The sequence below is a fragment of the Gemmiger sp. genome, assembly GCF_036306485.1.
Classification (GTDB): domain Bacteria; phylum Bacillota; class Clostridia; order Oscillospirales; family Ruminococcaceae; genus Gemmiger.
This window is the reverse complement of the sequence record NZ_JAXJZK010000003.1, coordinates 1-10,056: the sequence shown is the minus strand read 5'-3', so window position 1 is coordinate 10,056 and position 10,056 is coordinate 1. Positions and strand designations below refer to the sequence as shown.

Below are 10,056 nucleotides of genomic sequence, written 5' to 3'. Positions count from 1 at the left end.
CTACTATACCTTTCAGACCAGCACTGGTGTGGTGGTCTTGTTTTGATGTCTAATTTTCAACCTGTATAAAATTTTCAAAGTTCTTTCATTTTAGCCTTGACTTTTTATTTGCAGGCTGTGGTCGTTGGTTTGTGGCCTGTTTTCGGTCGTCTGCCGGTCGTCCGGCGGTCAGGTTAAAAGGGAAGGTCGCCATTGTCCTCGATCTCCGTGAAGTCGCCAGAGCCCTCGGAGTAGCCCGGATCGGCGAAGTCGCTGCCGGAGCTCTGGCCGCCGTCCTTCTTGCTGTCGCAGAAGTGGACGGAGTCGACCGTGATCTCGACGGCCTTGCGGCGGTTGCCGTCCTTGTCCTCGTAGCTGCGGCTGGTGAGCTCGCCCTCGACGAGGACGAGGCGGCCCTTGCTCAGGTACTTGCAGACGAACTCGGCCTGCGCGCGCCATGCGACGCACTCGATGAAGTTGGTGATCTTCTTGCCGTCCTTGGTCTTGCGGCCGGTGTCGCTGGCGAGGGTGAAGCTGGTGATCGCCGTGCCCTGCTGCGTGTACCTGAGCTCAGGGTCGGCGGTTAGACGGCCTTGGAGGCCGGTGTGGTTATACATTAGGCGTTTCCTCCTTGCTGGTTATGCTGTGCGGCCGCGTTGTCGAGGGACGTGCAGATCTCGTCGTACTCTTGGCGGGTCAGGGTGGCCGGATCCTGCTTTTTGTACTTCTCCACGATCCGGGCGTTGGTGCGCTCCTTGGTCATTCCTGCGGCCTCTGCCTTCTTGTAGAGGCGTGCGAGCTGCGCGTCGCTCAGGCGGCCGGAGCCCTGCCCCTGACGCCCCTGCGTGGCCTGCTGGCGGCCTCCAGCGCCGGATCCTTTGCCCTGCGCGCCGAAGTCACTGTTGTCGGGGTCGTCCTCACCTTGGTCGACGGTGAACTTCTCGAAAAGGTAGTATTTCAGGGCGTAGGTGTGGGCCGCACCCTTGGCCTTGGCCGGGTCATCGTTCCAGCCGACGGCGTGGACGGTGGCCTCGATGGTCTCGTCGTCGTTGTCGAGGTTCAGCCAGCGGATCGTCAGGTCGGCCTCGTAGAGGAACATGAGCTTGTCGCCGTTGCGGGTCTTGGTCTGCATGGTGATCCAGTAGACCGGGTCGCCGTTCTCTGCGTGGCGGGTGGCCTGCTCGCTGATGACGTCGAAGTCGACGCCGAGCTCGTTCATTATGGGGGTGATTTTCTCCCACACGTCGTAGATCTTGGCGTACTTGTAGCTGACGCCGTCGCTGTGCTGCTTCTTGACGATCTCCGGGCAGGCTTTCCGCATTTCGACGAGCTTCTGCCGGAGTGTCAGGCAGGCGGCTTCAGGAGGGGCCGCAGCAGCGGCCGCCTCGGTTTTCTTGGTTTCTGCCATGTCGGTGCCTCCTTACACGTCGACCGTGAAGATGCCCGGGGTCTCGTAGACGGTGACGCCCTCCACGATCTCGCCGGTCTCGGTCAGGGTTGCGATGTCGCCGGTGTAGCTGAGCAGCTTCTTCAGGTCTGCCCAGCGGGTCGACTCCTCGACCTTCACGAGCTCGCCGTAGCCGTTAGCCTTGAGCCACGGCACCAGTTTGGCCTCGTCGAGCTTGGTCTTGGTGGTGCCCTTCTTGAAGGTCAGGGTGCCGGAGAGGAGGCGGTACTTCTCCGTCGTCTTGGTCTCCTTGTGGGGGACGGTGGCGAAGAAGTCGGCCAGACAGCTCGTGAGGTACGAGGTGCCGTTCTCCATGCGCTTGCGGGCGGCGGCGACTTTCTCGTTGATGGCCGCGATCTGCTCGTCGGCCAGAGCCTTCAGGCGGTCGTACTCGCTGCGCTCGTCGGCAATCTTGCGGATGGCCCAGTCAGCACAGCGGTCGTCAGTGATACGGAATGGGGCGCGCTCGCCCTCTGCGACGGTGCCGAGGTCGACCTGCTCCAGCTCGTCCAGCGTGGCAGCAGGCAGCAGCTCGGGCTCCTGCGTGGTGATTGCCTCGACGTCTGCCTGCTCAGCAGCGAGGGCCGTGGTGGTCTTATCGCTCATTGTTGTGCTCCTTTCTCTCGGTGACGTTGAAGGTGAGCATCACGCCGCAGGTGACAGGGGTGACGCTCTCGAGCTCGAGGTCGCGGCCGCTGCGGAGGTGCAGGGTCTCGCCCGGCTTCATTTCGGTGAGGTGTTTCATCTGGTACTCCTTTCTGCAAAGAAACGGTGCCCGCCTTCCTCGATGACGAAGATCTGGCTCTCGTGGAAGTCGCTGGTCACGAGGGCGGGGTTGTAGAAGTAGAGGATCGGCTCGTCCACGACGGTCTCACCTCGGTCGAACACGGCCGCGACAGCGTCCTTGACGCGCTGCGTGGGATCCGGCCGGCTCTTGGTGTAGCTGTAAAGGACGACGGCCTCAGAGGGCTCGACGCCGCGCTTCTCGGCTGCGTTGAGGATGCACTGAGCGACGAGCATCTGGCCCTCGAAGGACTCGCCGCCAGCTTCGGCCATGACCACGCGCTCGACGACGTCGCGCTCGGCGTCGGTCAGGGGGTAACGCAGGACAGGCTCAGCCGGTTCGGCTGGCTCCGCAGACTCAGAGGCCGGGGCTGTGGCGTTCGGGATGTATGCGCCGACGGTGTTGGTCGGCGGCAGGAGATCAGTCTCCTGCTTGCTGCCGGCTGGCGTGGTGAAGATCGCCACGGAGATGCCGCCCAGCAGAAGGACGGCAGCGGCCAGCGTGGCAGCTCTCAGGGCTTTCCTCTTGGCACGGCGGCGCCGGCGTGTTATACTTGCGGTGCGGGATCCGTATGCTGGCAGGCTGCTGGATCTTCTCGCATGGGTCGCCCGGTCGCAACGGGCGGCCCTTTCTCTTGTGGTTTCCATCGGTTTCTCCTTTCACTGAGCCCGTGCGACGGTCAGACCACAGAGGGCATGAGTGAGGTCGCTGAACTCGGTCTCTCGGACGGTGTCAGCGGTCAGCAGCACGAGGTAGTCGTTGTCGTAGTAGTCGATCTCGGGATGCCGCTGCCGGTTTACTTCGTTTTTGTGGCGGGCGTAGGGCTCGGCACGGTTCCAGACGTCGTCAGGGATCCAGCGGTCGAGGTGATCCTCGACGCGCTCGCGCAGCTCCTCGCTCGTGATTGTGATCTCCGGGCTCATGCTGTCACCTCCTGAGTGCGCCTATCGCGTACTCGAGCGCGATGATGTCGCAGTTGTAGCGCAGGTTTTCCTCGTCGATGATGTGCAGTTTCTTCCGCTCGGCGAGAAGCTCAGCGAGCTGGTCGACCACGTCGAAGCCTTCAGGGAGCGTGGCGGGTGCCGGGGCGTCTCTCTCTTTCAGTGCTCGGTCGTTTTCGATGATCTGCTCCTTGATTTCCTTGGGGGCGTCCGAGAGGTCTGTCGTCTGGTTGGTACTTTCGGGCATTTCAGCCTCCTGCTCTGTGGTGTGCTCGAAGCGTTTGCCGAGCTCCCAGTCGTCGCGGCGAAGGTCGAAGGCGTCACCGAGCTGAATGATGTCGGGGTAGTTGCTGAGCGCGACGGTCACGGCGGGCTTGTCGATTTCGTAGGCGTAGTAGGTTACATTCGTAAAGCCCATTTTATCGAGGCAATAGCGCCCGGTGCCGATGCCGTCGTACATGGAGAGGACGACGATCTCCTCGTCCCTCGGCACGTCCTTCAGGGCTCCCGTGAGGATGTGAATGATGACCTCAGCCGTCCAGCCATTCCCGAGCCCGCGGTATCTTTGCGTCGCGCTGACTGCCGATGTATAGCCATCAGGGAGAGTCTGAAGGCGCTCGCACTCCGTAGGCGTGAGCTTTCGGATGACGTAGTAGCCGTCCGGCAGTTTGATCGGGTACTTTTTCCCTTTGATCTCGATTTCTCCGTTGACCACCTCATAGACTGGCAGATCTTCGCCGTTTTGGTTGGTGACGACGAGCCTACTCTGATGTCCCGACGCCGTGAGGGCGTTGGCTTTACCGTCGGTTCTTACCTCGTATGCAGAGCCATCGTCTCGGCCGCGCCATGCGGCGCCCTGAGCCTCTCCTGCGGGGTAGGCGTAAAGCCCGGTCTCAGGGCCGCCTCCGTTGGGTCTGGCGCATAGTGCCACAGCTTTGCCGCTCGCGTCGTAGATCCTGTGGGCTTGTCCTCCAGTGATCTTTCCGTCCGCGTTTGGCATGGTGCCGACTCTTACTGGTGCGGCGTAAAGTCCTGTTTTTGCACCGAGCCCGCCGCCTTCGCCGCACAGGGTCGTTGCTTTCCCTTCGGGGGAATAGACTCTGTACTGCTTGGAGTCGTGGCTCTGTTTCTTGGCGTTGTTCTCGATGGTGCCGATCCTGATGGGCTCGGCAACCATGCTGTCGGTCTGTACTGTTGTCAGGGCGTTGGCTTTGGGGACGCCGCTGGTCTCGAAGCGTCGGTACAGCTTTCCGTCGTCCTCGCGCCTGTTCCTGCATCCGACTCCGACCGCTGGAGCCCTGAGCTCGTACCCCTTTTCGGAGGTGGTCGTCTCGAGGATGTCCTTCAGCATGATGCCGCGATCCGCAGGCTGGTCGATGTTCCAGTTGAAGGCATAAAAGCGTTGACGGTTCTGTGCGCTTACGAGGGCGCTGTTGATGTGCATGAGCTCCACGCCGAGCTCGTGGCTGATTTGGTCTTTAATGGGCTGTGCGGCGCTCTTGTTGTTCTCATAGAGGAAAAAGTCGGGCTTGAATTTTTCCTTTGCAATCAGGTAGTTTCTGAACAGCTCCCAGCCGAGCCCCTCAGCTTCTACCTCTCGCCCTTTCTTCTGCGCGACGCTCCAGTAGGTGCACGGAGAGCCGCCGATCAAAATCTTTATCATCCATTTCACTTCCTTCCTGTGCGGGCCGGGAGCGTCTGCTCCGGGCGGGTCAGGCCCTTGCTGAAGCTCTGCGGCTCATATCTGACGCCCACTATCCGGCGGCCGCTGACGCCGTACTTGGGGTTGTAGCCGAACAGGTTGACATAGCCGCCGAGATCCTCGCGCTCGTCGTCCATCGCCTTCAGCACCTCGAACAGGGCCAGCACGTCGTCGATGGCGCGGTGGCTGTTCTGTACCTTGCCGGTGAGGTCGTAGGCGATGATCGCGTTGGCGAGCTTGTGCGGGTAGGCCCTGCGGTCTTTGTAGACCGTCAGGCTGTCCAGCCAGTCGATCCGGCCGACCTTCTGGCCGCGGAGCAGGCCACGGAGAAAACAGGCGTCAAACTGTGCATTGTGGGCGATCATCAGCGTCGGGCCGTTCTGCATGAGCTTGGCGATCTGGCTGGCCGCCTTGGCAGGCTGCACGCCATCGGTCTGGAGCCGCTCGTCGGTGATGCCGGTCAGGCTGACGATGTTCTCCGGGAGGGTCTCGCCCTCCGGCAGCTTGATGAAGGTGTCCATCTTGCCGGCGATCCGCAGGCCGCCGGTGGCCGTGCGCTCCACGCGCAGGGCGGCGAGCTCGATGATCTGGTCGTTGTCGAAGTCGAGGCCGCTGGTCTCGGTATCAAACACGACGAGGGCCTTGTAGCGGTCGAGCAGGGTGGAGAGGTTACTCATGCCGGGCCTCCTTCTCGCGGGTAGCTCTCAGGGTGCCGAGCATAAACGAGAGGGCCGTGGTCAGTTGATCCTCGGTGGCGAAGGTGCCGCCGAACTGCTCGGCCAGCGCCGCGATGATCTCGCCGGCGCGCTCCGGCGTGACGTCGTCGGTGGCTTCGTCGTCCTCGATGGAGATCAGGAGATCGGAGTCCAGATAACAAGCGGGGCGCAGGCCGTAGTGGCCGAGGTAGGCGTTGCCCCCGTTCAGAGCGCCATCGGTGCGGACGAAGCGGGCGAGTGACTCGTACCCGTTAGACTTCGTGCTGAAGGCTGTGGACAGCCACCACCAGTCGTCTGCATTTGGGATGACGTCGCGGTTGCGCCGGTACTGGTCGATCGTCAGCAGGAAGATGGTGACGGTGCAGGTGCCGTAGTCCTTCAGGCCGTCGTCGGTGGTCAGGTCGAGCTCCGTGGTCAGGAAGGCGTTGGGGCCGTTCACGTCCTCGAGCAGGTTGTCGAGGTAGGCGCCGTTGAGGTATTCCTTGCTGCTGGCGACGGCGAAGTTGTTGCAGTTGCCCTCGTCAAAGGCTCGGGTCTCGATGATGTCCTTGCTCAGGCAGAGGGCGCGGCCGTCATCATTCTCCAGTAGGATCCAGCTCTGGCCGGCATAGTCGAAGGCCGTGCCGCGGGCGGCGTTCTTGAGTGCGATCTTTTTCATGTGGTTGCTCCTTTCGTTCTCTGCGGCCGAGCCTTCTGGCTGGCCTGAATGTTTGGCAGGGTCTCGCCGGCGCGGAGCCGGCTCTCACAGTGCGGGCAGATGTAGCCGGTGCTGGGGATCTTCTGGTAGATGCTGACGTTCCAGTCGAGCCCGCAGCCGACGCACTTGGCTGTCATGGGCCTCCACCTCCTTCCGCAGCCAGAGCCTCGAAAACGTAGCGCCGGATGCGGTTGCGGTACTTCTTCCGGGTTCTGGCTTTCTTTGCATGAGCTGCGAGGTGCAGCCACTTCGGCGGCACTCCGATGGCCTTGGCCGATACCTTCCAGAGCTTTTTGAGGGCAGAGAGCACGGCGTTGATGACCGGCTTCAGGGCCTCGGCCAGCTTGGCGGCGATTTCCCGCAGAGCGTCGGCCAGCTTCTCGAAGGCTTCGCGGGCCTGCTGCATCTTCTCACGATCGGCGAGCGTCATGCTGCCGTCGTAGACGTAGGGGCTCAGCTCGTCGTCGCCTCCGTCGGTCAGACGCTCACAGAACGGGAGGCCGGCAGCTTCGGCAGCCTTGCGGCCCTCCTCGAGGGCGTCCCTGCCTTGCGTGACTTCGCAATAGTCCGCGAGGCGGTTGCGGCCGCCTTCGTAGTGCCAGCGGATCCCGGCGGCGATCTCGTCGATGGTCATGTCCTCACCGAAGTGGCCGCAGTAGTAGCCGTTGACGATGACGGCGTCCGGGTCTGCCTTCAGGATCCCGATGGCGTCGTTGAGGTCGTCAGTCTCCCACTCGCCGTTCCAGATGTCACTCCAGATCGTCAGGGCGTTCCACGAGCGGCCGGTGCGATACACGATTGTCCAGCCGATGCCGTCGCGGATCTCCGCGGTGAAGTCTCGGGCGATGTCTCTCAGTGCTGCCATGCTGGTGCCTCCTCTCTGGTGATGTGCACGACGGTGACGAGGTCGTCGATCTCGTGCTTGGTGGTGTATGTGTCCTGCTCGTCGAGCCCGATGTGCCGCAGCAGCGTCTCGGGCCCGTCCAGCAGGAAGGCGGTGACGGCCACGGCGTTCAGCCGGTAGACCGTGACCTCCACGGTGCAGCGGGCGCCGTCCTCGTCCAGCGTGGACGGGAATGAGGCCCGGCAGATGGGGCTCGCTTCGTATCTGAAGGCGGTCGCGCGGTTCTCGCCGGCGATGATGTCCTTCACGAACTCCTCGAAGGCTTTGCAGGGGATTGAGCTGCGGTACTTGTCCAGTGTGACGTCGGCGAGCTGCCGGATGGCTTTGGTGTTCATGGTTTCATCTCCTTCGCCTTTTCATAGAGCTCTTGGCGGCGTTCCTCGGTTATGAGCCCGAGCTGGCGGGCCATATCGAGGGATCCGATGAACGACCAGTACCACGCGACTCGGCTGTCCTCCTTGGAGGAGGTGGCGATCATGCGCCGGGTCTCCTCCATCATCGAGGCGAGGAGTGTCTCGACGTTCTGGTCGGCGTCGCTCCACTTCGCTCCGCAGCTCGGGCAATACTGGAATGGCGGGATGAACTTGCCACAGATCGGGCAGTCATCGCCCTCATTGATTTCGTAAAGGTCGACGGCGTCGCCCTTGGGATCATCGGAGTCGTACAAGCCGTTCCCGCCGATCGTCCCCTCGGTGCAGTTGAGCAGAACGGCATACCAGCCGCTCCACTCGCCCCCGCCCTCGAGCCGGAGGAGGTCACTGACTTCCTCCAGCGTCAGGCGGCCCCGGCGCTTCAGGATCCTGACGATCAGCCTGTCGTGCAGGTCGTAGGTTCTTTCGATGCTGATGCCCTGTTTCATGTGTCTCACCTCCTTAGCTCCAGTAGCCGTGCAGCAGGTCTTGGATGACGTCGCGGTAGCTGCTGGCGTGTGTGAGGCACTTATTGGAGGGCCGGAACTCCGTGCCGTGCTTCGCGCAGTTGTAGACCTCGCGGGCGTACTCGATGCGCTCCTGCTCGAGGCGTGTGCTGTACTGGTGGAGTAGGCGCACGAGCGTGGCATTTTTGGCGATTTGCCCGGCATTCTCGATGATGGCCTTCTGGATCCGCTCGATATACACGGAGGAGAAGGTGGCGAGGTCGGCCAGAAGCTCGTCCGAGATTTCAGCCGGTTCGGTGGGGCGCTGGATGGCAGAGATCCGAGCGTTCAATGCCGCGATTTCCTCGTCCTTCTTCTCGATGTCAGCACGGGCAGCCTCGAGGGCTTTCTCGCTCGCTGCGAGCTTGTCGACGAGGCGATTGTAGCCGAGCTCGGCCTCGATGCGCTTTGCCTCGGCACTCTCGAGGCGCTGCTTCATGCTGCACGCAAAGTCGTTTTTGATGTTCTCCTCGGCGTCCTCGAAGCATCCGGCGAAGGCTGTGGCGAGGTAGCTGTCCGGCCCGAGGGTGTCCACGATGGCCCGGATCTGGTCGAGAGCATCCCGCTCCTGCTGTTTGCTGGCCGGGATATTCTCGGCCGCGACGATGACGTCGGTGATGGTGGCGCTGCTGTGGCGGTAGATCTCGCGGAAGTCTTTGCGGGCCTGCTTCTCATTGGCGGCCGTGATGCGGTCTTTGCCGGTGCTGCCGTTCTCTCTGGTGAATGTGATCTCGTAGGTGTTCATGGTGGTCTCCTTTCGTCTTGGCCCGGCCGGAGCCGGGTGTCTTGGTGGTGTCGAGTCCCTGAAAAGCAGAAACACGACCGCCGGATCGCTTCAGAGAGCAGCGCGGAGGGGGTGCGCAGCTCGTCCATTTTCAGCGTCGGGGTCGTGTGATCGTTTTCATGTTGGGCTCTCCTTTCTTCGGCCCGGCGCTGCCGGGTGTTCTTGGCTACTGTGCGGCCGGTGCTCGTTTACCTCTGCGCTTGAAGCTCTCACGCAGCCGCCTCTCGGCGAGCTCTGCGCTGTACCCTTCGCGCTGGTTGGCGTCCAGCGCGCCGGTCGCGCCTCGCTGGAGCTCCTTGTAGATCGTGGTGTGGTGGACGCTCAGGCGGGCCGCGATGTCGACCGGCCGATCTCCGAGCAGATGCCACGCCTCGATCTTCTTCCTGTCCTCGAAGGTCAGGTAGCGGTACTTTCCCGTCAGTCTCACCTCCGTCCTATGGGGTTGTAGTAAAGAAAAAACGCACAGCCGACTCACTTGAGTCTCTGTGCGTTTAATGATAACGGACGGCTCCGTCCACGTTTTGTTCCTTTGACTTGCCGGTCTTGCTATGCTATACTATGCTTGTATTGTTATCGAAAAGAGGCGGACTATGCAGATCGGAACGGTAAAAATTGAATCGAAGCTCGCGCTCGCGCCGATGGCGGGCGTAACGGATGCTGCATTCCGCCAGATCTGCTCCGAAAAAGGCGCGGGCTACACCGTCACAGAGCTTGTGAGCGCCAAGGCGCTGTGCTACCACGACACGAAGACCGCGCAGCTGCTTCGTCCGTTTCCGGGCGAAAAGCCGTTTGCCGCGCAGATCTTTGGCAGCGATGTGAACTGCATGGCCGAGGCTGCGCAGATGGCGATCGAAATTTCCGGCGCGGACATCCTGGATATCAACATGGGCTGCCCCGTGGGCAAGGTCGTCAAAAACGGCGACGGCAGCGCGCTGATGAAGGATCCCGAAAAGGCCGCGCGCATCGCTGAGGCGGTCGTGCGCGCCGTCAAGGTCCCCGTCACGGCGAAGATGCGCCGCGGCTGGGACAAGGGCAGCATCAACGCCGTCGAGCTCGCCAAAATGCTCGAAGAAGTGGGCGTCAGCGCCGTCGCGGTGCACGGGCGCACGCGCATGCAGATGTACGGCGGCGAGGCCGACTGGAATACGATCCGCGACGTCAAGCAGGCCGTCAGCATCCCCGTCAT

Annotated in this window: 16 protein-coding genes; 1 reads left to right on the top strand and 15 read right to left on the bottom strand. The window is 62.2% G+C overall.

Annotation, left to right across the window (positions count from 1 at the left end):
- Positions 1–173 precede the first annotated feature (173 nt).
- From U0L91_RS00455 to U0L91_RS00385, 15 genes are all read right to left on the bottom strand, one after another.
- A complete protein-coding gene (locus tag U0L91_RS00455; RefSeq protein ID WP_223474796.1) occupies positions 174–596 on the bottom strand; it encodes a single-stranded DNA-binding protein in 423 nt (140 codons plus the stop codon).
- The gene (locus tag U0L91_RS00450) at positions 596–1,387 is read right to left on the bottom strand and encodes an ERF family protein (RefSeq protein ID WP_008981453.1); all 792 of its coding nucleotides are present in this window, start codon (positions 1,385–1,387) and stop codon (positions 596–598) included. Before U0L91_RS00450 ends, U0L91_RS00455 begins: the two co-directional genes overlap by 1 nt.
- A gap of 12 nt (positions 1,388–1,399) precedes the next feature.
- Complete coding sequence (locus U0L91_RS00445; RefSeq protein WP_330043923.1) at positions 1,400–2,032, bottom strand: host-nuclease inhibitor Gam family protein; 633 nt, start codon at positions 2,030–2,032, stop codon at positions 1,400–1,402.
- Entirely contained in the window at positions 2,022–2,171 is a 150-nt protein-coding gene (locus U0L91_RS00440; RefSeq protein WP_008981455.1) for a hypothetical protein, read from the bottom strand. Before U0L91_RS00440 ends, U0L91_RS00445 begins: the two co-directional genes overlap by 11 nt.
- Complete coding sequence (locus U0L91_RS00435; RefSeq protein WP_330043921.1) at positions 2,168–2,482, bottom strand: hypothetical protein; 315 nt, start codon at positions 2,480–2,482, stop codon at positions 2,168–2,170. Before U0L91_RS00435 ends, U0L91_RS00440 begins: the two co-directional genes overlap by 4 nt.
- 387 nt (positions 2,483–2,869) lie before the next feature.
- On the bottom strand, positions 2,870–3,133 hold the full coding sequence (locus tag U0L91_RS00430; RefSeq protein WP_195385506.1) for a chitinase: 264 nt from the start codon (positions 3,131–3,133) through the stop codon (positions 2,870–2,872).
- A gap of 4 nt (positions 3,134–3,137) precedes the next feature.
- Entirely contained in the window at positions 3,138–4,814 is a 1,677-nt protein-coding gene (locus tag U0L91_RS00425; RefSeq protein WP_330043919.1) for a DNA cytosine methyltransferase, read from the bottom strand.
- A 5-nt stretch (positions 4,815–4,819) separates the two neighbouring features.
- Positions 4,820–5,530 carry a 3'-5' exonuclease gene (locus U0L91_RS00420; protein WP_330043917.1) on the bottom strand — a complete coding sequence of 237 codons (711 nt, stop codon included), beginning with the start codon at positions 5,528–5,530 and terminating at the stop codon, positions 4,820–4,822.
- Positions 5,523–6,227 carry a DUF6273 domain-containing protein gene (locus U0L91_RS00415; protein WP_330043915.1) on the bottom strand — a complete coding sequence of 235 codons (705 nt, stop codon included), beginning with the start codon at positions 6,225–6,227 and terminating at the stop codon, positions 5,523–5,525. Before U0L91_RS00415 ends, U0L91_RS00420 begins: the two co-directional genes overlap by 8 nt.
- The gene (locus U0L91_RS00410) at positions 6,224–6,403 is read right to left on the bottom strand and encodes a hypothetical protein (RefSeq protein ID WP_330043913.1); all 180 of its coding nucleotides are present in this window, start codon (positions 6,401–6,403) and stop codon (positions 6,224–6,226) included. The genes U0L91_RS00415 and U0L91_RS00410 overlap by 4 nt, the downstream gene beginning before the upstream one ends.
- Positions 6,400–7,131 carry a hypothetical protein gene (locus U0L91_RS00405; RefSeq protein WP_330043911.1) on the bottom strand — a complete coding sequence of 244 codons (732 nt, stop codon included), beginning with the start codon at positions 7,129–7,131 and terminating at the stop codon, positions 6,400–6,402. The genes U0L91_RS00410 and U0L91_RS00405 overlap by 4 nt, the downstream gene beginning before the upstream one ends.
- The gene (locus U0L91_RS00400) at positions 7,119–7,505 is read right to left on the bottom strand and encodes a hypothetical protein (RefSeq protein ID WP_330043909.1); all 387 of its coding nucleotides are present in this window, start codon (positions 7,503–7,505) and stop codon (positions 7,119–7,121) included. Before U0L91_RS00400 ends, U0L91_RS00405 begins: the two co-directional genes overlap by 13 nt.
- Entirely contained in the window at positions 7,502–8,029 is a 528-nt protein-coding gene (locus tag U0L91_RS00395) for a zinc ribbon domain-containing protein (RefSeq protein ID WP_227144310.1), read from the bottom strand. The genes U0L91_RS00400 and U0L91_RS00395 overlap by 4 nt, the downstream gene beginning before the upstream one ends.
- Before the next feature lie 13 nt (positions 8,030–8,042).
- The gene (locus tag U0L91_RS00390) at positions 8,043–8,831 is read right to left on the bottom strand and encodes a hypothetical protein (RefSeq protein ID WP_330043907.1); all 789 of its coding nucleotides are present in this window, start codon (positions 8,829–8,831) and stop codon (positions 8,043–8,045) included.
- 205 nt (positions 8,832–9,036) lie between these two features.
- Positions 9,037–9,297, bottom strand: a complete 261-nt coding sequence (locus U0L91_RS00385) for a helix-turn-helix domain-containing protein (RefSeq protein ID WP_020989852.1) — start codon at positions 9,295–9,297, stop codon at positions 9,037–9,039.
- A 163-nt stretch (positions 9,298–9,460) separates the two neighbouring features.
- Between U0L91_RS00385 and U0L91_RS00380 the strand changes: the two genes are divergently transcribed.
- Positions 9,461–10,056, top strand: a 596-nt coding sequence (locus U0L91_RS00380) for a tRNA dihydrouridine synthase (RefSeq protein WP_330043904.1), incomplete at its 3' end; no start/stop codon positions are given.

What these genes read in the sequence shown, in the direction of transcription:
- U0L91_RS00435 (WP_330043921.1), bottom strand. Translation starts at nt 2,482, where the DNA reads ATGGCCGAAGCTGGCGGCGAGTCCTTCGAGGGCCAGATGCTCGTCGCT.
- U0L91_RS00410 (WP_330043913.1), bottom strand. Translation starts at nt 6,403, where the DNA reads ATGACAGCCAAGTGCGTCGGCTGCGGGCTCGACTGGAACGTCAGCATC.
- U0L91_RS00390 (WP_330043907.1), bottom strand. Translation starts at nt 8,831, where the DNA reads ATGAACACCTACGAGATCACATTCACCAGAGAGAACGGCAGCACCGGC.
- U0L91_RS00400 (WP_330043909.1), bottom strand. Translation starts at nt 7,505, where the DNA reads ATGAACACCAAAGCCATCCGGCAGCTCGCCGACGTCACACTGGACAAG.
- U0L91_RS00405 (WP_330043911.1), bottom strand. Translation starts at nt 7,131, where the DNA reads ATGGCAGCACTGAGAGACATCGCCCGAGACTTCACCGCGGAGATCCGC.
- U0L91_RS00420 (WP_330043917.1), bottom strand. Translation starts at nt 5,530, where the DNA reads ATGAGTAACCTCTCCACCCTGCTCGACCGCTACAAGGCCCTCGTCGTG.
- U0L91_RS00430 (WP_195385506.1), bottom strand. Translation starts at nt 3,133, where the DNA reads ATGAGCCCGGAGATCACAATCACGAGCGAGGAGCTGCGCGAGCGCGTC.
- U0L91_RS00455 (WP_223474796.1), bottom strand. Translation starts at nt 596, where the DNA reads ATGTATAACCACACCGGCCTCCAAGGCCGTCTAACCGCCGACCCTGAG.
- U0L91_RS00425 (WP_330043919.1), bottom strand. Translation starts at nt 4,814, where the DNA reads ATGATAAAGATTTTGATCGGCGGCTCTCCGTGCACCTACTGGAGCGTC.
- U0L91_RS00415 (WP_330043915.1), bottom strand. Translation starts at nt 6,227, where the DNA reads ATGAAAAAGATCGCACTCAAGAACGCCGCCCGCGGCACGGCCTTCGAC.
- U0L91_RS00450 (WP_008981453.1), bottom strand. Translation starts at nt 1,387, where the DNA reads ATGGCAGAAACCAAGAAAACCGAGGCGGCCGCTGCTGCGGCCCCTCCT.
- U0L91_RS00395 (WP_227144310.1), bottom strand. Translation starts at nt 8,029, where the DNA reads ATGAAACAGGGCATCAGCATCGAAAGAACCTACGACCTGCACGACAGG.
- U0L91_RS00445 (WP_330043923.1), bottom strand. Translation starts at nt 2,032, where the DNA reads ATGAGCGATAAGACCACCACGGCCCTCGCTGCTGAGCAGGCAGACGTC.
- U0L91_RS00440 (WP_008981455.1), bottom strand. Translation starts at nt 2,171, where the DNA reads ATGAAACACCTCACCGAAATGAAGCCGGGCGAGACCCTGCACCTCCGC.